Annotated in this window: 15 protein-coding genes and 1 riboswitch; of the genes, 6 read left to right on the top strand and 9 right to left on the bottom strand. The window is 67.7% G+C overall.

The features are described 5' to 3' along the window. Positions 1-15 precede the first annotated feature (15 nt). The 7 genes from LuPra_RS22950 to LuPra_RS22920 form a co-directional block, all read right to left on the bottom strand. The gene (locus LuPra_RS22950) at positions 16-1,626 is read right to left on the bottom strand and encodes an NYN domain-containing protein (protein ID WP_234800516.1); all 1,611 of its coding nucleotides are present in this window, start codon (positions 1,624-1,626) and stop codon (positions 16-18) included. Positions 1,627-1,769: 143 nt separating this feature from the next. Then, on the bottom strand, positions 1,770-4,391 hold the full coding sequence (locus tag LuPra_RS22945; protein ID WP_110172914.1) for an ABC transporter permease: 2,622 nt from the start codon (positions 4,389-4,391) through the stop codon (positions 1,770-1,772). A 3-nt stretch (positions 4,392-4,394) separates the two neighbouring features. Next, a complete protein-coding gene (locus LuPra_RS22940) occupies positions 4,395-4,727 on the bottom strand; it encodes a PadR family transcriptional regulator (protein WP_110172913.1) in 333 nt (110 codons plus the stop codon). A 70-nt stretch (positions 4,728-4,797) separates the two neighbouring features. Then, positions 4,798-6,690 carry a sodium/solute symporter gene (locus LuPra_RS22935; protein ID WP_110172912.1) on the bottom strand — a complete coding sequence of 631 codons (1,893 nt, stop codon included), beginning with the start codon at positions 6,688-6,690 and terminating at the stop codon, positions 4,798-4,800. 7 nt (positions 6,691-6,697) lie between these two features. Further along, a complete protein-coding gene (locus LuPra_RS22930; protein WP_110172911.1) occupies positions 6,698-6,898 on the bottom strand; it encodes a DUF485 domain-containing protein in 201 nt (66 codons plus the stop codon). Between the two features lie 166 nt (positions 6,899-7,064). After that, a complete protein-coding gene (locus tag LuPra_RS22925; RefSeq protein ID WP_110172910.1) occupies positions 7,065-8,084 on the bottom strand; it encodes a D-alanine--D-alanine ligase family protein in 1,020 nt (339 codons plus the stop codon). A 167-nt stretch (positions 8,085-8,251) separates the two neighbouring features. After that, complete coding sequence (locus LuPra_RS22920) at positions 8,252-9,166, bottom strand: glycoside hydrolase 5 family protein (RefSeq protein ID WP_110172909.1); 915 nt, start codon at positions 9,164-9,166, stop codon at positions 8,252-8,254. Positions 9,167-9,439: 273 nt separating this feature from the next. Here LuPra_RS22920 and LuPra_RS22915 point away from each other — a divergent pair, with 273 nt between their 5' ends. The 4 genes from LuPra_RS22915 (at position 9,440) to LuPra_RS22900 (ending at position 16,201) form a co-directional block, all read left to right on the top strand. Then, positions 9,440-10,066 (top strand): TetR/AcrR family transcriptional regulator, encoded by a 627-nt coding sequence (locus tag LuPra_RS22915; RefSeq protein WP_110172908.1) that lies wholly within the window; start codon positions 9,440-9,442, stop codon positions 10,064-10,066. Then, a complete protein-coding gene (locus LuPra_RS22910) occupies positions 10,059-11,711 on the top strand; it encodes a TolC family protein (RefSeq protein WP_110172907.1) in 1,653 nt (550 codons plus the stop codon). Before LuPra_RS22915 ends, LuPra_RS22910 begins: the two co-directional genes overlap by 8 nt. Then, positions 11,708-12,895, top strand: a complete 1,188-nt coding sequence (locus LuPra_RS22905; protein ID WP_110172906.1) for an efflux RND transporter periplasmic adaptor subunit — start codon at positions 11,708-11,710, stop codon at positions 12,893-12,895. Before LuPra_RS22910 ends, LuPra_RS22905 begins: the two co-directional genes overlap by 4 nt. Before the next feature lie 138 nt (positions 12,896-13,033). Beyond that, positions 13,034-16,201 carry an efflux RND transporter permease subunit gene (locus LuPra_RS22900; RefSeq protein WP_110172905.1) on the top strand — a complete coding sequence of 1,056 codons (3,168 nt, stop codon included), beginning with the start codon at positions 13,034-13,036 and terminating at the stop codon, positions 16,199-16,201. Between the two features lie 99 nt (positions 16,202-16,300). On the opposite strand, the gene dut is transcribed toward LuPra_RS22900, so the two are convergent. Continuing rightward, the gene (dut, locus tag LuPra_RS22895) at positions 16,301-16,750 is read right to left on the bottom strand and encodes a dUTP diphosphatase (protein WP_234800515.1); all 450 of its coding nucleotides are present in this window, start codon (positions 16,748-16,750) and stop codon (positions 16,301-16,303) included. Positions 16,751-16,784: 34 nt separating this feature from the next. Beyond that, positions 16,785-16,915, top strand: a riboswitch (SAM-I-IV-variant riboswitch). A 54-nt stretch (positions 16,916-16,969) separates the two neighbouring features. Here dut and LuPra_RS22890 point away from each other — a divergent pair. Both LuPra_RS22890 and metK read left to right on the top strand, forming a co-directional pair. Then, the gene (locus LuPra_RS22890) at positions 16,970-17,263 is read left to right on the top strand and encodes a hypothetical protein (protein WP_234800514.1); all 294 of its coding nucleotides are present in this window, start codon (positions 16,970-16,972) and stop codon (positions 17,261-17,263) included. A gap of 78 nt (positions 17,264-17,341) precedes the next feature. After that, positions 17,342-18,451, top strand: a complete 1,110-nt coding sequence (gene metK / locus LuPra_RS22885; RefSeq protein ID WP_110172902.1) for a methionine adenosyltransferase — start codon at positions 17,342-17,344, stop codon at positions 18,449-18,451. 226 nt (positions 18,452-18,677) lie between these two features. On the opposite strand, the gene LuPra_RS32230 is transcribed toward metK, so the two are convergent. Next, on the bottom strand, positions 18,678-19,475 hold the full coding sequence (locus LuPra_RS32230) for a creatininase family protein (RefSeq protein ID WP_157899560.1): 798 nt from the start codon (positions 19,473-19,475) through the stop codon (positions 18,678-18,680). Between the last annotated feature and the right edge of the window lie 4 nt (positions 19,476-19,479).

Raw genomic sequence — 19,479 nt, 5'->3', positions numbered from 1 at the left:
ATGTGTGCGTGTTGACTAACGCGATGCCTTGCGGGCGGCCTTCTTCACAGGAGCGGCCGCTTTCTTGCGTGGGGCCGCTGCCTTCTTGGTCGCCGCTCGCTTGCGAGGTGCCGCGGCAACAGGCTCGGGCGACACGTCTGGTTCGGCCTGCGGTGCCGGTTCGTCGACGATCGCTGGTGCGGCAGCCTCAGGAAACAGCTGGCCGTCCTGGGGTTGCTGGGCGTCGGCCGGTGTCTCGTCGATCACCGGTTGGATGTCGATGATGCCGCGGCCCCGGCCGCGACTGCCGCGACCGCGACGTCCGGGTCGCGACGTACGCGGTTCCTCGCCCGGATAGGCGCGATTGCCGTTCACGTCTCCCGGTTCGTGGAGGTCGTCGACATCGCCGCGCGGTGCCGTCCCGCGCTCGAACCTCTCCGGCGACACCGGTGCGACCCTCGCCGGCTCGGCCGCGCCGTCCTGGTCCGCTGCCTCGCTGCCGGGCTCGGCCAGCAGCGTGCCGGGATAGATGCGGATCACGCCCTGCCGGTCGCGATCCAGGCGGAAGAGGCCCTCGCGCTGCGCAAACCGCAGGGCGTCGACGATGCCGTTGAAGCCGTGGCGGCGCTCATCGAAGCTCTCGTTGCCGGTGCGAATCACCTGCTTGGCCTGGCGGACGTACAACGGCCAGCGCGACACGACACCCGGTCGCAGGAAGATGTCGCGAATGACGGCGTAGCCCTCGGCCTGCAGGCCGGCCACTGCCGGATCGATCGCGGCGCCTGCATCGGCGGGCCCGTCGGGTGAGGGGCTTGCGACTTCCGCGGCTGGCTGTGCGGCGGCCGGCTTCGGTGGGTGATGCTGTATGGCCACGGGCGGCGTGCTCACGACATGGTCGGGCACTTCGACGCCGTCTCGCAGTTCCACGAGGAGACTCCGCTCGTCGCCGCGCAAGGTGACCTGCTGTGCGCGCTCGAGCTTCTGCACGAAATCGCGGAACGTGCTGACGCCGAACTCGCGTTCGGAGAACGTCGAATCGAGCTGCAGCAGCGTGCTCTTCAGCACGCCGAGTTGCGGCGTCACTTCGCGGTCGGCCAGGACCTTGAGGGCGCGCTTGACGAGCGGCATCGAGTCCTTGACGTCCTTGCTCGCGCCGCCCCGGCTGCTGCTGCCGCGACGACCGATGAGGTTCTCGTAGGCGATGAATTCCGTGCAGTTCTTCTGCAGGATCACGCTCGTGAAGGCGCGGCCGCCGACAACGAACACCTGCCGGTCGTAGAGCTTCAGCTTCTCGACCAGGGCCATGAAATCGCTGTCGCCGCCGACGATCACGAAGGCGTTGATGTGGCTGTGGGTGAAGGCCATCTCCAGCGCATCGAGCGCGAGATTGATGTCGGCGCCGTTCTTGTCGCCGCCGGGCGTCAAGTTGCGCTGGACCATCTGGATGGCGTGTTGAGTGAGCGAGCGGCTGTAGTCACCGGCGCGGGTCCAATCCCCGTACGCCACCTTGGTGACCACCTCGCCGCGTTCTTTCATCGCTTCGAGCACGGCGCCGACGTCGAAATGGCCACCGAGGGTGGTCTTGACGCCGATCTCGATGTTGTCGAAGTCGATGAAGAGGGCGATCTTGAGGCGGGTTTCCGACAAAACTGCTGGTCCTTTCCAGGCGAATGTCGCCTCCAGCGCCGGGAAAAGTCCTGCGGGCCTGCTGGAGACGTCGCCGCCAGTGTAGCAGGTCTGCCTCGCGCGGCCCGGGTACGGCGGCGCCGCGGTTCTCGCGGAACAGGTGGTCAGTCCTCGCGCAGCGCCGCCCCGTCGACCTGGCGCGCGGCCGTCCTCGCGGGCCCCAGGCTGGCCAGGACAGCCAGGGCGATCAGCGCCGCGGGCGTGCCAATCCATGCCCATGCGTCGAGGTCGGGCAGCCCTTCCGTGAGGGCGCGCCACCAGGCTGACGCCACCGGCAGCGCCACGAGGCACACGATCCCGCCAGCCAACGCCATCGTCAGGCTCTCGCGCAGCACCACTTGCGCGAGGTCGACGCTTGTGGCCCCCACGGCGGCACGGATGTTCAGCTCCTTGCGTCGCTGGTGCACGAGGTAGGCGAGCAGCCCGTACAGGCCAGACGCGGCCAGGACGAGGGTCAGCGCGGAGAAGAGCTGGAACAGCCGCATCGAGAGCCGTTGGGCGGTGAGCGCCACCATCGTCCGCGCCTCGAGCGTCTGCACGTCGCTGATCGGCAACTCCGGGTCCACGCGCTGCACGGCGGCCAACACGCCGGGCAGGATCGACTCGGGCGTGCCATGGCGCACGCGCGCCGCGAAGAAGACGCGCACGAACTCCACCTGGTTGATCGGAAACCACATGGCCGGTCGCACCACGGGATCGGCCGGGTAGTCGCGGATGCCGCCGACCACGCCCACCACCTCGCGCGTCGCGCCGAAGATGGACACGCGCGCGCCCAGCGGTTGGTCATTGCCGAAGAAGTGGCGCGCCGCCGCGTCGTTGAGGATGATCGTCAACGGCTGGCCCGCGGCGTCCTTCGCGGCGTCGAAGGTGCGTCCGCGCACGAGGCGCAGCCCCGTGGCCTCGACGAAGCCTGCGGTGGCGGCCTGGTAGCGGATCGACGTGTCCATGCCCTTCGGGACCTCTCGCCCGAGGACCGTCAGGTCGGCATTCTCGTCGTAGCCGCTCCAGGGCAGGTTGGTCGCTGCGCCAACGGCCTCGACTTCCTGCAACCGTTGGATCTCCTGTCGCAGGTCCTCCAGTCGCGTGCCGACGGCGCCGCGAGGCGTCTCGCCCGGGACCGGGACGGTCACGCGGAACGTGAGCACGTTCCCGGCACGGAAGCCGAGGTCACGTGTGGCCAGGGCCCGATGATGCCGCCACAACTGGATCGTGCCTGCGCACAACACACCCGCGAGGGCGATCTCGGTCACCACGAGCGCGGCCCGGAGCCGCTGCGTGCGACGTCCGCTCGTCACGCGCCCGGTCGCCGCGGGTTCCGGCGTGGCACCCGCTGCAAGCAGCGTGGCGACCAGCACCGCGACCAGCGCGACGATCACCGCAAACGCGCCACTGCGCCACGTGAAGGCCACCTCGTGGACGCGCGGGAACGCGTCGGGCAACCACGTGCGCAGCACGGGGATCGCCCATGCACCGAGCAACAGCCCGCCGCTGCCGCCGACCGCGCCGATCATGAGGTTCTCGACCAGAGCCACGCGAATCCGCTGCCAGCGACTGGCGCCGAGCGCACGCCGCACCGCATCGTCGCGAAGTCGCGTCAGCGCCCGGGCGACGCAGAGCCCGGCGATGTTTGCGCACGCCACGGCCAGGACCAGCGCTGCCGCGAGCGCCAGCAAGGTCACCACGGAGCGTGAACGGCCTGTCACCTCGTCGAGCAGGGGCGCGGTATGAACGCCCCACGTCCCGAAGCGGCTGTAGGCGCGCGAGTAGGTCCCCGACAACGTGGCCAGTTCCTGCTGGGCCTCGCTGAGCGAGTGTCCCGTGCGGACCCTCGCGATCGCGTTGCAGTAGTGCGAGGCGCGCCGGTCCCCGTCGCCGCCGTCGACCGGCAGGGGGATCCAGACGTCCACGGTGTCGCCCTGTGGCGGCGATCGGTACTCGCCGCCGACGTGCTGGAAGCCGGCTGGCATCACGCCGACGACGGTCCACGGCTCTCGATCGAGCCGGATGGTCGATCCGACGATGCCGGGGTCGGCGTCGAAACGCGTTCGCCACAACCGCTCGCTCAGGATGACGTTCCGCACGGAACGGCGAAGGTCGCTGTCGGTGAACGCGTGGCCTGAGGCGGGCGTCCAGCCCAGTATCGAGAAGAAGTCGGTCGTCACTGCGACTCCCGTCACGCGCGTCGAGCGCCGGCCTTCGCCGCCCAGTTCCAGGTCGCGGCCGGTATAGAGTGCCAGGCCGTCCAGCGACTGCGCCGCCGCGCGGAATTCCTGGTAGCGGCCGATGGCCATCGGGAATCGTGGCGCCGTCGCCGAACTGTCGAAGACGCGCACGAGACGTCCGGGTTCGCGATAGGGCAGGGGCCGAAGCAGGACACCATCGAAGAGCGCGAACAGCAGCGTGGCGACGCCGACGCTGAGCGCGAGCACCGAGACCGCGACGGTCGTGAACGCCACATGGTGGCGGAGGCTCCGGATCCCATGCCGGGCATCGCGGACTGCGGCGTCCATCCAGCGCACACCGAGCCCTTCATGTGCGGAGGTCTCGGCCGCGGCGACCGTACCCAACTGGCGGCGTGCCTCGCGATGCGCCGCCTCTGGCGACAGGCCTCGCGCACGCCACGCGTCGACGGCGGCGTCGAAGTGGAACTGCAGTTCCTCACGCCGTTCGTCGGTCAGGCCGTCGCGTCTCCACATCGCACGCAGCCGCCAGAGCCACTCGCGCATCGGCTACTCCAGCACCCGCGCCATGATGCCGGCCATCCGGAACCACTGGCTGCGTTCCTGCTCGAGGGCACGCCGGCCACGGGCGGTGAGCTCGTAGAAACGAGCGCGCCGGTTGGCGTCGGTCTGCCCCCAGCGCGCCGACACCAGGCCTCGCGCCTCGAGGCGTGTCAGGCCCGGATACAGCGTCCCCATGTTCAGTTGCAGGGCGCCGCCCGACACCTGTTCGAGTCGCGCCGCCACGGCATAGCCATGCTGCGGCCCGAGGGACGCGAGCGTCTGCAGGATCATCAGGTCGAGGGTGCCCTGCAGGACCTCCGTGCGTTCGCCATTCGGCATGCCAATGGAGCATCACTCAGTTTCATTGGCCTGTCAAATGGAGCGCGTTGCTGGCCGAGGCGGAGCGTGTCTAGGGACGCGGACCGGTCGGCGGCGGCAGCGGTCGTGGCGTGAGCAGCGAGACGGCCACGAGCACGAGGAAACCGAGCGGAATGGTGACGATTCCGGGCTGGCTGAATGGCACTGGCGCCGCTTCGGGTGGCCACCCGTAGACGTCCTTGAACGCCTGCGCGCTGCAGAGAATCCACGCGAGCGAACTGGCCATGCCGACGAGGATGGCGGCGACGATGCCCTCCTTGGTCGTGCGCTTCCAGAACAGCAGCATGACCAGTGACGGCAGGTTCGCCGAGGCCGCCACGTTGAACGCCCAGCCCACGAGGAACGACACGTTCAGCTTCTCGAACACGATGCCGAGCAGCATCGCCACGATCCCGACGCCGACGGCGACCAACTTGCCGGCGCGCACCTTGGCATCGTCGGTCAAGGACATGCCCCACACGTGCGTCAGCAGGTCGTGGACGACCGCGCCGCTCGCGGCGAGGATCAGGCCGCTCACCGTGCCGAGCACGGTCGTGAAGGCGATGGCGGAGATGACCGCGAACAGCGGCTCGCTGAAGCTGCGGGCGAGCAGCGGCGCCGCCATGTTCGTGTTGGTCACGTCGAGCGCCCCGCTGGTCATGGCGCCGAGCCCGAGGTAGAGCGTGAGGACGTAGAAGAGCCCGATCGCGCCGATGCCGGTCACCGTGCTCTTGCGCACCGCCATGACGTCCTTGACCGTGTAATAGCGGATCAGGATGTGCGGCAACGACGCCGTGCCTGCAAACAGGGCGAGCATCAACGACAGGAAGTCGAGCTTGTCGAACAGCGTCGTGCCACGGACGCCCTTGAAGGTCGGGCTCGCGCCCGGCTGCAGGAGGTCGCCGCCTGCCTGCTCGCGTGGGGTGTAGACCGTGGCGACGCCGCCAGCCCCGAGCACGCGGCGCTCGGACGTCCACGTCTCGATCGTGGCCTGGTTGAAGGTGCGCAGGAAAGCCAGGGGACCGAGGGGACCGGTGGCGGTCGCGCCACCGGGAAGGGCCGTCACGGCGCCCACCGGCGCCAGGTCGTGTTGGCCCGTGGCCAGGCCTTGCGGCAATCCGTCCACGAGGGTCGTGCCCTTGCCGGTGGTGACGACCTGCGTGAGGCGCACGCGCCCGTCGGCCAGGCGTCGATACGTGCGGACGGTTCCACCCGGTACCTGGACCTGCAACCAGGCGTCGGACGGCCAGTCCGGATCCATGATGACCCGTCCCTGCTGCTGCACGACATCGGCAGGGACGGGCGTGACCGGCAGGCCCGCAGGTACCTCGAAGCCGCGCCGCAGGATCATCGCGGTGAGCACGATGCAGAAACCCACCAGCAGCGCGCCCTTGATGAACTGCACCCACGTGGTCGAGACCATGCCAGCCGTCACGACGATGATGGTCACGACGATGCCGACGATGAGCACGCCGGCGGCATGCGAGAAGCCGAGCAGCGGCTTGATCAGCACGCCGGCGCCGACCATCTGGGGAATCAGGTAGAAGAGGCTCACGACGAGGGTGCTGATCGCGGCTGCGAGCTTGATCCCGCGCGAATGGAATCGCGCATCGAGCGCATCGGCAAACGTGAACTTGCCCATCTGCTTGAGTGGTTCGGCGACCACGAAGAGGGCGACGATCCAGCCGGCCAGGTACCCGATGGAGTAGAGGAACCCGTCGTAGCCGTAGAAGGCGATCATGCCGCAGATGCCGAGGAACGACGCGGCTGACAGGTAATCACCGGCAAACGCGATGCCGTTCACGAACCAGGGGATCTGGCCGTGCGCCGCGTAGTAGCCGCTCGACGACCTGGCGCTGCGCCCGAGCCACCAGCTGAGGACGAGCACGAAGAGCACGAAGCTGACGAACACGCCGACGGCAAGCGGCGAGGTGACGTAGACCATGAGCGATTCAGCGGGCCAGGCGCAGGTAGAGCGCGGCGAGAATGAAGGCGAGCGCGATCAGCGTCAGGCCGTAGAGCAGCGACAGCGGCAGGCCGGCCACCGGCGTCGCCGCCATCACGCCCGGCGCGAACGCTGCCAGTGTCATGAAGCCGACGTACACCAGCAGGTACAGGGTGAACAGCCAGAGGGCGACGCGAGGAATGCGCATGCGATGCGCCGCTACTCTGTCTCAAACCGGGGGCGTGCGTCCACCCGGCCCAGGGTGGGGTGCTGTGCCTCGCAGGCGTCGACCTTCAGATCGACGCTCGATGGAGCCAGCTCCGGAGCAAGATCACTGACCGCTCCTGTGCTCCTGAGTTCCTGTGTTCCTGTTCCTATCCGCGTCGTTCCGGCCGCCAGGCGAGGCCGTAGTTGACGATCCGCTGCAGCAACTGGTCGTAGGCGAGGCCAGCGGCTTCGGCCGACTCGGCGAAGTCCTCGCCATACGCGATCTGCGGATTCGCGTTGGCTTCGAGCACGTAGACACGGCCGTCATCGGTCAGGCGCAGGTCGATGCGTGCATAGCCGCTCAGATCGAGCGTGCGGTAGACCCGCTTGCAGAGCCGCTGGATCCGCTCCGCGACGCTTTCCTCGAGCCCTTGCGCCGGGCCGCTCATGATCTCGTGCTTCTCCTGGTACGGGCCGCTCCACTTCACCCGCTCGGTGGCGATACGCCAGTTCTCGCGCGGCAGGTTGCCGAGGTTGAGCTCCCAGACGGGGAAGACCTTGAGCACGAGGTTGCCGACGATGCCGACGTACAGTTCGCGCCCCGGGATGTAGCGTTCGACGATCGCATCGGTGCCGACGCTGCGGTGGATGAAGTGCACCCGCTCGCGCAGTTTCTCGTCGGTCTCGACGACGGACGCCTGCGAGATGCCGATCGAGGCCTCCTGCGTCAGCGATTTCACGATCAGCGGGAAGGTGAGCCGCTTGGGCCGCTGCACCGGGCGACCGACCCGGAACACCGTGAAATCCGGCACCGGGATCCGGTGGTAGGAGAGCAGTTGCTTGGACAGGGCCTTGTCGCGCGACAGCATCAGGCCACGCGGGTTGCAGCCGGTGTAGGGCACCTTCAGCAGTTCGAGGTAGCTGACGATGTTCTGGTCGAACACGCCGACCTCGGTGAAGTTCTCCATCAGGTTGAAGACGATGTGCGGCGCGAACTCCCTGGTCGCGTTGCGCATCACCGCCAGGTCGTCGGCGACGCCGACGACCCGCACTTCATGTCCCATCACCTGGAGCGTGTTCTTGACGTCGAACTCGGTCTTCCACGGTACGGAGATGTCGTACTTGCTGTCGTCCTCGGGAGGCACGAGGTAATCGTGCATGAGGCACAGCACACGCAATCGACGCATGCGCGCAGTCTACTTCAGAGTGGCGCCACAAATCACATCCCGTACGTACACGGCAGCTCGGGCCGGCGAGCCGATGCAGGACGGAGGTACCGCGCCGTAAACGCGGGCCTGTATCTGTCTTGCATTACGTGAGCGATGACTGACATGCGTCAGGCGTGCGCTCATGCTTACGTGTGCCAATCGTCGCGGATCGCGGCGAGAGCCTGCAGCGAGGCGTCGCGATTGGAGCTGCGATCGTCGGCGTGCAGCGACCATGGCCATGCGGCCGCGTAGCCGGCGTCGCGGGCGAGCGCGGCGATCGCGTCCGGGGCTCGGGCGCTGCCACTGGTGGGAAACTCGCCGAGCACGAGTGGGGCCTCGCTCCACGGGACCCGGGCACGTGGTGACAGCGGCGCGCGACGTTCGAGATGGTCGTACCAGTGCACCTGCAGCACGTCGAGCGACAGGTCGCGACAGAGCGGCAGGCCGCGCGCGCTGGCGAGGCCCACGGTAAGGGGGTGGGTGGCGTGCCAGCGCACGTGCAGCGCGAGTTCCGCGAGGTACTGTCGCAGGCGCCGCGGCGAGAACCGGCGTGAGGGCGGTCGCCACGGCGCGATCATCCAGTCGGGTTCGTTCCACAGGTCCCACATGGCGATGGCCGGGTGGCGACCGAAGGCGGCGATCAGCGTGTCGACCGCGCACCACAGGGCATGCCGTGCCACGGCATCGCGCAGCACCGGCGCCCGGCCGCCGAGCGACACGCCGTTGACGACTCTGGGAGCGTCGGCCCAGGTGAAGTCGAACAGCACCGGCACCATCCGGAGGCCATGGGCGCCCAGCAGATCGAGCGCCGTTCCCATGTCGTCCAGCACGACGGGTTGCAGGCGCTCCGGCGACCCACTGGCATCGAAGGTGATGCCGGCTCGCCCATCGGTCAGGACGAACCAGCGGATGACCTCCGCTCCTGCGGCCGCGGCCGTGTCGAGCGCGCGCTCGAGGTCGTCACACGCACGCGTGGACAGGCCGCCGGCGGGGGACCAGGCATTGGCGCCGAAATCCCCGCCATAGCGGCGCCAGGGCAGGTTGACGCCGCGGGGCAGCATCCGGACAGGCTAGCGGAACTTCGCGCTCCTAACCTTCGTCATACCGAACGCGCCGCAAGTAAGCGCTTGCACCGAATCTTCGCCGCGGGCCGGAATACGTGGTGCGAAACGCCAGCTTGTACCTGCAGAGTACGAGCTCCTCGCAAGACGCGTCGACATCCGTCGAATAAACTAGCAATCTTGGTGGCGTCATGACTGTAGCAAGTGTGCACTTGCTTTCATTGTGATAATCAGGTACAACCGTCCTTGCCGCTTCTGCCGGCGCCCTCAACCATGGACGTGCGCGAACAACTACTCGAAGCTGCGGTGAAGGTCTTTGCCATCGCCGGATTCCGCGGGGCCACCACCCGGCGGATCGCCCAGGAGGCCGGCGTCAACGAGGTCACCCTCTTCCGGCAGTTCGGTTCCAAGGAGGGCTTGATCCTCGAGGCCGTGCTCCGCTCGGTGGCCCGCCTGCGGGATGAGTCGATGCTGCCGCAGGTCCCCGTCGACCCCGCCGCCGAGCTGCTCGACTGGACCACCCGCCACTTCGAGTTCGTGCTCCGGAACAACCGTCTCATCAAGGCGGCGATGGCCGACGCCCAGTCGCACCCGGACATGGCCTGCATCGGCGACCGCATCGGCACCTCCATCGAATTGACACTGCGCGCCTACCTCGAACGGCTGCGAGACGCCGGACGCTGCGCGCCCGATGTCGATGTCGCGGTGGCCTCCAGCGTCCTCAGCGGGGTCGTCTTTGCCGATGCCATGGGGCGCGAGGTTCACCCGCAGTGCTACCCCTACCCGGCCGAAGAGGCACCGCAGCGATACGTGGCGTTCTTCCTTCGCGCCATCGGCGTGCGTGCTCCCGGCGCACCGGACGCCGTCTCTGCTTCCCAGGCCGTGAGCCATCATGCATAAGTCGTTGCTTCCCCTTTCGCTGCGCTGGGGCGCGTGCGCCGGTGTGCTGGCGCTGTTGCCGGTCGCAGCCGCCGCGCAGGCGCCACCACCGGCGCCACCACAGGCACCGCCGGTGCCCGGCCCCGTCGCGGCGCGACGACTCACGCTCGACGATGCCTTGCAGGTGGCCGAGGGCGGCAGCGAACAGGTCGCTGCGGCCGAGGCAGGTGTCCGCCGCGCGTCCGGCCAGATCGACCTGGCCCGCAGCGGCTTGTTCCCGCAGCTCGGGTCCGCGGTCGGTTACCAGCGGACGTTGCAGACGCAGTTCGATGGCATCTTCGATACCGACTCGACGGCTCCGCCGTGCGCGGACCTCACCGTGAAGCCGGACGCGCCGCTCGAGGAGCGCGTCGCCGAGATCGAGCGCTTCCTGCAGTGCCCGCCCGGCAACCCGTTCGGAGGCGGCGGGGATACCGACCTGCCGTTCGGGCAGCTCAACACCTGGACGGCCAACCTGCAGTTCGTGCAGCGCGTCTACGACGGCGGCAGCCTGCGGGCGCAGGAGCGCCAGGCCCGCGCCGGCCGTGATGCGGCAACCTTCGGCGTCACGACCACGCGCGCCCAGCTGGACCTCGACGTCGCGGTTGCGTACTACGACGCGGCGCTCAGCGATCGCCTCCTGACGATCACCGAGTCGACTCTCACGCAGGCGTCCGAGACACTGCGGCAGATCGAGCTGCAGTTCCAGGTTGGCCAGATTGCCGAGTTCGAGGTGCTGCGCGCCCGCGTGTCGCGGGACAACCAGCGCGCCGGCGTCATCCGCACGCGGATCCAGCGCGACCTGTCGTACCTGCGTCTCAAGCAACTGCTGGACATCCCGGCCGAAGACCCGATCGAGCTCGCCGCCAACCTGACCGAGCCCAACGGAGTCCTCGCACAGCGCTGGGCGGCCATCCTCGCCGAGGCGGAAGCGGGACTGAAACTCATGGAGCGCACGGCCGTGAAGCAGACCGAGGCCGGCGTGCAGGCCAACGAGGCGGCGGTGGACGTCACGCGAGCCGACTTCAAGCCGCACGTGAACCTGGGCTCGTCGTTCACCGCGTACGCGTACGACCCGCTGCCGGCGTTCAATCGCCGCGACTGGACCGTCGGCGCCACCGTGTCGCTGCCGATCCTCGATGGCGGACGCCGCAAGGCCAACCGCGCGATCGCCCAGGCCTCGCTCGACGAGAGCCGCGAGCAGCTGCAGGAAGTGCGCGAGCTCGCCGAGTTCGATCAGCGCAGCGCGCATGCCACATGGCAAGCCGCCCGAGCTGCCTGGGAGGCGACATCGGGCACTGTCGAAGAGGCACAGCGCGCGTACCAGATCGCCGACGTGCGTTACCGCGAGGGCCTCTCGACACAACTCGAACTGAACGACGCGCGCCTCGCGCTCGAGCGTGCGGAAGCCACACGCGCGCAGGCGGCTCGCGACCTGCAAGTCACGCGCTCGCGCCTGGCGCTCCTGCCGGACCTGCCCATTGGCGCGGGCAGCGGCGGCGCGGCAACGGCTACCGCGGTGGCCACGGGGAACGCGCAACCAAATACCGGCGCTGCGACGCAGGCCGGCACCACAGCAGCCGCCGGCGCGGCCGGCGGCGCGACGCAGACGGGAGCACGGCAGTGAGCAACGCGATGACACGGAAGGCGCGGCACGGCCGCATGGGATGGCTGGCGGTCGGACTCGTTGCCTCGCTTGCCGCCGCGTGCGCGGGCAATGGCTCGGCCAAGGAAAAGGACGCCACCACCGCGGCCCCGCCCGTGCTGGATGTCGGCAAGGAGAACACCGTCACCGTCGCGGTCGACGACATCATCACCGGTCCGGTCGTGTCGGGGACGTTGGCGCCCAAGACGCAGGCGACCGTCCGGGCAGAAGTCGGCGGCGCGGTGCTGACGGTGACCGCGGAGCAGGGCCAGGCCGTGCGTCGCGGGCAACTGCTGGCCCGCATCGAAGCGCGCACGGCAGGCGAAGCCGTGAGCTCGGCCGAATCGTCGGTGCGCTCGCAGGAGCAGGCCCTGGATCTCGCCCGGCGTGAACTGGCCCGTGCCGAGAAGCTCGTGAGTGCCGGTGCGGTCGCGGAGCGCGCCGTTGAGGCGGCGCGCAACGACGTGGTTCGCCTCGAGTCAGAGGTGGCGAGCGCCCGGAGTCGCCTCAGCAATGCCCGCAAGTCGCTTGGCGATGCCACCGTCCATGCCCCGATCTCGGGCATCGTCGCCGCCCGGCCGGTCAATGCCGGCGACGTGGTCGCCCCTGGCACCGAGCTCTACACGATCGTGGACCCGTCGAGCATCCAGCTGGAGGCCTCCGTGCCGTCCGAATCGCTGTCGCTGGTGCGGGTTGGGGCCGAGGTAATCTTCGAGGTGCGGGGGTATCCCGACCAGACGTTCAGCGGCAAGGTCGAGCGCATCAGCCCGACCGCGGATCCGACCACCCGTCAGGTCCTCATCTGGGTGACCGTCGACAACCGGAGCGGGCGGCTCGTGGCGGGCCTCTTTGCCGACGGCCGCGTCACGCAGGAGGCGCGCAAGGGCCTGATCCTGCCGAGCAGCGTGGTCAGCGACATCGCAACGCAGCCTTCGGTGCTGCGTATTAAGGACGGCAAGGTCGAACGGGTGTCGGTGCGCACCGGCCTGGTCGACGCCCAGAACGAACGTGTCGAGGTCGTCGACGGCCTGGCCGAGGGGGACGTGCTCCTCACCGGCGTGGCGCAGGGCGTGACCCCGGGCACGCAGGTCAAGGTCATCGATCGAGCGCAGGCGGCCAAGGCCGGGGCAGCGAGCAGCAGCACGCAGCCCGCCCCGAAGTCGTAGCGATATCAGAGGTGCGGCGCCTGCTGGCCATCCGCGCGGGCACAGGCTGCCAGGTGTAAATCCCGGTGTGCCGGCGTCCGGTTCCCGGTTCCCGGTTCCCGGCGTCCGGTTCCCGGTCGAACGTAAGGAGAAGTTGACGTGTTCATCTCCGATTTCGCCATCAAGCGCCCCATCGTGACCGTCGTCGCGATGCTGGCGCTCGTGGTCTTCGGGACCTTCGCGCTGTACCAGCTCGAGGTAGACGAATTTCCCGAGATCGCGCCGCCCGTGGTGTCGATCGCACTGCCGTTCCCCGGCGCGTCACCCGACCAGGTCGAGCGCGACCTGATCGACCCCATCGAAGAGGGCATCTCCAGCATCAGCGGGCTCAAGAAGATGGACTCGCAGTCGCTGGACAGCTTCGGCGTGATCATCGCCGAGTTCGAGTTCGGCAAGGAGCCGGCCGAGGCGGTGCAGGAGATTCGCGACAAGATCTCCGAGATCCGCAACGAGCTGCCGCTGGAGATCGAGGAGCCGATCCTCAAGCGTTTCGATCCCAATGACTTCCCGATCGTGACGCTGGCGCTGACGTCCAACAACCTGACCGGCGCGCAGTTGACGCAGATCGCCGATCCCGGGGTCACCAACGAACTGCGCGGCATCCGCGACGTCGCCGAAGTGCTCGTCGTCGGCGCGATCGAGCGCGAGATCACCGTCGAGATCAACCCGACGGCGATGCAGACTGCCGGCGTCAGCGTCGGCCAGGTGGTTGGCGCGCTGCAGTCGCAGAACCTCGCGGTGCCGGTCGGTCGCCTCCAGGGCGGCATCAACGAGCGCACCATTCGCCTACGCGGCCGCTTGCAGGCGCCCAACGAGTTCGGCCAGATCGTCGTCAGCCAGGCTGCTGGCGGGATCGTGCGGCTGGCCGACGTGGCGCGTGTCTACGACGGCGCCGAGGAGCCCCGCACCGGTGCCGCCTACAACAGCAGCAACGCCGTCGGCATCGAGATCAAGAAGACCACCAACTCCTCGACGACGACCGTCAGTGCAGGGGTCATCGAGAAGATTCGCGAGGTCCAGAAGACCTTGCCGCCCGGCGTCGAACTCAAGCTGATTCGCGACGCAGGCTCACGTGTCGAGGCATCGGTCGAGAGCGTCCAGTCGGCGCTCATCGAGGGTGCCGTGCTCACGGTCTTCACCGTGTTCCTGTTCCTCAACTCGTGGCGCTCGACCGTCATTACCGGCCTGGCGCTGCCCGTCTCGGTGCTCGCCTCGTTCATCGCCGTGCTGATGTTCGGGTTCAAGCTCGAGACGATGTCGCTGCTCGGCCTGTCGTTGGCCATCGGCATCCTGATCGACGACGCGATCGTGGTACGCGAGAACATCGTCCGGCACGTCGAGATGGGCAAGGACCACTACACGGCGGCTCGCGAGGGCACAGCGGAAATCGGGCTGGCTGTCGCGGCGACAACGTTCTCGATCGTTGTCGTGTTCGTTCCGATCGGCTATATGGGCGGGCTGGCGCAGCAGTGGTTCGCGCCGTTCGCGCTGACTATCGCCTCCTCGGTCCTGGTCTCGCTCTTCGTGTCGTTCTCGCTCGACCCGATGCTCTCGGCCTACTGGCCCGACCCGCACATTCCGATCGAGCAGCGCAGCTTCATCTCCCGCGGCCTGGACCACTTCAATCGCTGGTTCGATCGGCAGGCCGACCGGTACAAGGCGGTGATCAGCTGGGCGCTCCGTCACCGGTTCGCGATGGTGCTGCTGACCGTCGGCTCGTTCGTCGGGGCGATCGCCCTGCCGGCCATGGGGTTCATCGGCGGCGGCTTCATGCCGATCATGGACAACTCGGAGTTCAGCGTCGTCGTCACGACGCCGCCGGGGTCCAACATCGCGTACACGAAGCTCAAGACGCAGGAAGTCTCGACGATCGCGCGGGCCTTGCCCGAGATCGCCTACACCTACACCAGCATTGGTGGCCAGACCGAATCGGTCGACGAAGGCACGGTCTACGTGCGGCTGAAGCCGCGTGCCGAGCGCACGCGCCGTCAGGAGGAGGTGGCGGCGGACCTGCGCGCCAGGCTGTTGAACCTCGGCGGCGTCGAGGCCTGGATCAACACCAACTTCTTCGGCAACATCAAGCAGATCCAGCTGCAGTTGACCGGACCCAGCAAGTCCGACGACCTGTCGGTCCTGGCCGAGAAGATCCGCGACGAGGTACGCAAGGTGCCCGGGGCGGTGGACGTCGGCTTGTCGACCAAGGGCCGCAAGCCCGAGATCGACGTGGTGATGGACCGTGGCCTCGCCGGGTCGCTCGGCGTCACCGTCGGCCAGGTGGCGCAGGCGCTGCGCCCGGCGTTTGCCGGGATCGACACCGGCGACTGGATCGATCCGCAGGGCGAGACGCGCGACGTGTACGTGCGCCTGGCGCCCGAGGCTCGCACCCGCGCCAAGGACCTGTCGCAGTTGCCGATTTCGGTGCAGGGGCCGCACGGGCCGGTGCTGATTCCGCTCGGCCAGGTGGCGCGTCTCGAGAACAGTATCGGTCCGGCGCGCATCGACCATCTGAATCGCGATCGCGTCATCAAGATCGAAGCCAATACCGAGGTGCGCTCCCTCAACGAGGTGCTTGCCGACATCATGCCGCGCGTGGCGGCAAACGTATCGTTGCCGGCGGGGTACCAGTTGTCTACGGGCGGTGAGTCGGCGGACCAGGCCGAGGTGTTCGGCGGCATCTTCGCGGCGCTCGGGTTGGCGGTGCTGTTGATGTACTTCGTGCTAGTGCTGCAGTTCGGCTCGTTCCTCGACCCGCTGGCGATCATGATCTCGCTGCCGCTCTCGTTGATCGGCGTGATGCTCGCGCTGCTGGTCACCAACACCACGATCAACCTGATGAGCATGATCGGCGTGATCCTCCTCATGGGCATCGTGGCCAAGAACGCGATCCTGCTGGTGGACTTCGCGAAGTGGTCGATGGAGCAGGGGATGGAACGCCGCGAGGCGCTGGTCGAGGCGGGCCGGGTGCGGTTGCGGCCGATCCTGATGACCAGTTTCGCGCTGGTCGCGGGGATGATGCCTGTGGCGATTGGCCACGGCGAGGGCGCGGATTTCCGCGCGCCGCTCGGGCGCGCCGTCATCGGCGGGGTGATCACGTCGACGCTGCTGACGCTGCTCGTGATTCCGACCCTCTACGACATCATGGCCGGCATGCGTGACTTTGCTTTCCGCCTCTTCCGCCGTCCGAGCACCTCGCGCAGTCACGGTCACGTCAGCGAACCCATCGACCTGCCGGAACCCGCCGCCACGAGAGCCAGTACCGGAATCTGAACAAGTGACAAGGGAGAACGAAGAAGTCACAAGGTACTTCCTTGATCCTCGTCTCTTTGGTTTGCCCTTGTGACTTGTTCGTTGTCCCTGTTCCCTTGTTCACGTGCCCGTGGAGCCGAATCCGCCCCGCGAGCCCTGGCCGTCGTCGTGGGCGAGCGGCACAAAGGCGACCCTCGGCACTTTCAGGACGAATGCCTGCGCGATGCGGTCGCCCCTGGTGATGGAGACGGGCGCGTCGGTGTAGTTCAGCACCAGGACCCGCGCCTCGTCCGCTGGCCCGCGATAGTCGCTGTCGAGCACCCCCAGTCCGTTGGCAACAATCAAGCCCCGCCTGGGCAGGCTGCTGCGCGCGACGATGGCGAGGAAATGGCCGTCCGGGACTGCGAACACGAGTCCGGTAGGGACGAGTGCGAGCTGCCCTGGGGCGACGACGAGGTCGGCCGCGGCGGCGAGGTCGAAGGCGGCCGCCCCGGGTGTCTGGTAGCGGGGAATGTCGCGGTCGCCGAGGCACCGCACGCCGACCGTTATGGAATCATTCGTTGAATCCACGCTTGTGTATCTCCACATGTGATGCTATCGTGTTTCACGACATCCGGAGCGGCTCGCAAGGTGCGGGCCCGGCAACCTGGGGCGGACATCCCAAGGTGCCAGCCCGGTCGGCCACCAGGCCGATCGTGGCGATGCGGTTCGAGACGAACAATCAAAGTGTCCGTGCGGTCACCCCGCAGCCTCCGGGTGTCTTCACTTGGTTACTCAGGAGAAGACACCGTGATTCACACAGCTTCCCCCACAGAGTCCCCCTCGGTCCCTGCGCTGCGCCGTCCGTCGCTGCAGGTGGCCCTGTCGCCGCACGATCGGCGCTTCCAGCGTCTGGGCGAAAATCACCACCTCTGGCGCAATGGCCGTTTCTGGTGGATTGCCTACACGGTTATCATTGATGGTTGGCGTCAGGAGCGGATTCGTCATTCGCTCAAGACCGACGACCTGACCGAGGCGCGCGGCCGCCGGGACGAGATCCTGGCCACCGTCAGTTCCGAAGGCGTACTTCGCCGCGTGAGCTGACGCGCCCGTCACGTGAACGGCTGGCACGACGAAGCTCCGGCCTCAACGCACGAGCATTACCCGAAGGATTAGTCCCGCATGTCCTGTTTCGTTCTCACGTCGGAGTCCGTGTCGGAGGGCCACCCGGACAAGGTGGCTGATTTCATCTCCGATTCCGCGCTCGACGCCTGCCTCTCGCAAGACCCGACCTCCAAGGTCGCGGTGGAAACCCTCGTGAAGGAGGACCTCGTGGTCCTCGCCGGCGAGGTGACGACCGGCGCGAAGGACGTCGACTACGAGCAGATTGCCCGGCAGGCGATCCGCGAGATCGGCTACGACTGGGCCGACGAGGTCTTCAACGCCGACGGCGTGCAGGTGATTCTCAAGATCACCGCGCAGTCCAAGGAGATCAACTCGAGCGTCGTCGATAGGGCCGCCGAAGAGCAGGGCGCGGGTGACCAGGGCCTGATGTTCGGCTATGCCAGCAACGAGAGCCCCGAACTGATGCCGCTGCCGATCCTGCTGGCCCACCGCCTGACGCGGGGCCTTGCCGAAGATCGCAAGAAGGGCGGGGCCTACCGCTGGATTCGTCCCGACAGCAAGAGCCAGGTCTCGGTCCGTTACGAGAACGGCACGCCGGTCGCCATCGAGCGCGTCGTCGTCTCGACGCAGCACGTGGCCGAGGCGAAGCAGGACGACATCAAGGCCTACGTCATCGAGGAACTCGCACCGCGCGTCCTCGGCGACTGGACGCCCGCGAAGGACCTCTTCCTCGTGAACCCCTCCGGTAGCTTCTCGCACGGCGGGCCGTCGGCCGACGCCGGCGTCACCGGCCGCAAGATCATCGTCGACTCGTATGGCGGTGCTGCGCGCCACGGTGGCGGCGCATTCTCGGGCAAGGATCCGTCCAAGGTCGACCGCAGCGCCGCGTACTTCGGCCGCTACGTCGCCCGCGAAGTGGTGAAGGCCCGCCTGGCCGCGCGTTGCGAGGTGCAGTTCTCGTACGCCATCGGCGTGGCGGAACCGACCTCGCTGCTCGTCGAGACGTTCGGCACCGGCGACAACAAGGCCGCCGAGGTTTTCGTCCGCAAGACCTTCGACATGCGCCCCGCAGGGATCATCAAGACGCTGAACCTGCTGCGTCCCATCTACCGGCAGACCACGAACTACGGACACTTCGGTCGTCCCGGGCTGCCCTGGGAAGCGTAGTCGCCTTTCGCTCTCGTGAACGACGAAGGCCGCTCGACATTCGAGCGGCCTTTTGTCGTTCTGCTCAGGCCGACTACGCGCGCAATGCCGCAATGCCGCAATGCTGAAATGTCGAACCCAATCAGGACCTGGTCACGACGCCTCACACGACCGTGATTTCGACATTCCCAGCATTCCGGCATTCCAGCATTGGCGCTGCCGGTCCGCGACAATGGCCGCGAAGTCGCTAATCGCGGACCGGCATTGCCTTGAACGTGTTCTCGATGTTCTCGAGCAGGTCGAGGGTCGACTGCACGGAGACTCGCAGGTACTCCTCGCCTTTCTCGGGCGTGCTGTCGCGCGCCTCGCCCCACGTCCCCGACCTGGTCGCCCAGTACACCGAGCCGGGTGACGTGAAGAAGTACGCCGTGTGGACGGCACCGATGTTGGCGACGGTGTACTCGGGGAAGTTCGGGAACTCCACGTTCAACTTCTCGGGATCCACCAGGTCCGGGTTGATGGCCATGATTGCCGAGACCTCCGCGGTATGTGCGTGCAGGCCCTTCTTCAGGCTCGCCCACTGCGCGGCGGTCTCGGGCGGCATCCCGTCCCAGTAGTTCACCGGAAAAGCCTTGACGTCCTTGCCGATCTTCTCGGCGGCCATCGCGCAGGCGTAGGCGATCGCATACGTGTTGTCGTAGTGCCCGTTCAGGAAGACGATGCGCTTCATGCCCATCGTGGCAAAGCTCACGCAGAGGTCTTCGATGACCGCCATGAAGGTCGGAATGCGCAGGTGCACGACACCGGTGAAACCGACGTGCGGATAGGACAGCGTGTACGGCAGCGGCGGCGCGACCACCGCGCCTACCAGCGGCGCGACGCGCCGCGCCACCTCGTTGGGGATGATCACGTCGGTGGCCAGTGGCGAGTGCGGCCCGTGCTGCTCGGTGGCGCCGACAGGGATGATCACCGTGTGGTGCGCCTCGAGGAACTGCTCGAGCTCGGTGTTGGTCATCTCGCCCAGAAAAACGGTCGGTGGCTTCATGGCC

Origin of the sequence: Luteitalea pratensis (genome assembly GCF_001618865.1) — a bacterium.
In the GTDB taxonomy this organism is placed as follows: domain Bacteria; phylum Acidobacteriota; class Vicinamibacteria; order Vicinamibacterales; family Vicinamibacteraceae; genus Luteitalea; species Luteitalea pratensis.
The sequence above is the reverse complement of the archived record's forward strand: the minus strand, read 5'-3'. Positions and strand labels throughout refer to the sequence as shown.

Excerpts from the sequence above, each read along its gene's own strand:
- LuPra_RS22945 (WP_110172914.1), bottom strand. The coding sequence starts at position 4,391 with ATGCGCGAGTGGCTCTGGCGGCTGCGTGCGATGTGGAGACGCGACGGC.
- LuPra_RS22940 (WP_110172913.1), bottom strand. The coding sequence starts at position 4,727 with ATGCCGAATGGCGAACGCACGGAGGTCCTGCAGGGCACCCTCGACCTG.
- LuPra_RS22935 (WP_110172912.1), bottom strand. The coding sequence starts at position 6,690 with ATGGTCTACGTCACCTCGCCGCTTGCCGTCGGCGTGTTCGTCAGCTTC.
- LuPra_RS22930 (WP_110172911.1), bottom strand. The coding sequence starts at position 6,898 with ATGCGCATTCCTCGCGTCGCCCTCTGGCTGTTCACCCTGTACCTGCTG.
- LuPra_RS22925 (WP_110172910.1), bottom strand. The coding sequence starts at position 8,084 with ATGCGTCGATTGCGTGTGCTGTGCCTCATGCACGATTACCTCGTGCCT.
- LuPra_RS22920 (WP_110172909.1), bottom strand. The coding sequence starts at position 9,166 with ATGCTGCCCCGCGGCGTCAACCTGCCCTGGCGCCGCTATGGCGGGGAT.
- LuPra_RS22915 (WP_110172908.1), top strand. The coding sequence starts at position 9,440 with ATGGACGTGCGCGAACAACTACTCGAAGCTGCGGTGAAGGTCTTTGCC.
- LuPra_RS22910 (WP_110172907.1), top strand. The coding sequence starts at position 10,059 with ATGCATAAGTCGTTGCTTCCCCTTTCGCTGCGCTGGGGCGCGTGCGCC.
- metK (WP_110172902.1), top strand. The coding sequence starts at position 17,342 with ATGTCCTGTTTCGTTCTCACGTCGGAGTCCGTGTCGGAGGGCCACCCG.
- LuPra_RS32230 (WP_157899560.1), bottom strand. The coding sequence starts at position 19,475 with ATGAAGCCACCGACCGTTTTTCTGGGCGAGATGACCAACACCGAGCTC.